The organism is Sulfitobacter sediminis (assembly GCF_040811725.1).
Lineage (GTDB): Bacteria > Pseudomonadota > Alphaproteobacteria > Rhodobacterales > Rhodobacteraceae > Sulfitobacter > Sulfitobacter sediminis.
In genome coordinates, this window is the sequence record NZ_JBFNXX010000203.1 from 1 (window position 1) to 250 (window position 250).

Here is a 250-nt window from a genome sequence, read left to right on the forward strand (position 1 = left end):
CTCGGTGTCAGGCCAAAGTGCGCGGCGACGGTCCTTGAACTGGTGAAGCGTTTGGGATCATCCACTGCCGCCTTGAAGGTCAGGGCAGCAATCGGCCCCACGCCGGGGATCGCCATGAAGCGCAGACAGGTCTCATCATGGCTGGCAGCTTGCTTGACGCGTCTATCCAGTTCCCGGTACGTGGCAAAGAGCACCGCGCGGGCGTCCAACAGCGGCAGCAAGGCATGTGACAGGTCTGGGTCTGCTTCGA

Annotated in this window: 1 protein-coding gene; it reads right to left on the reverse strand. The window is 62.4% G+C overall.

Translation table 11 applies throughout. The features are described from left to right. The coding region (locus AB2B41_RS23655) for a transposase (RefSeq protein ID WP_367880268.1) at positions 1 to 250 on the reverse strand (250 nt) is incomplete at both ends.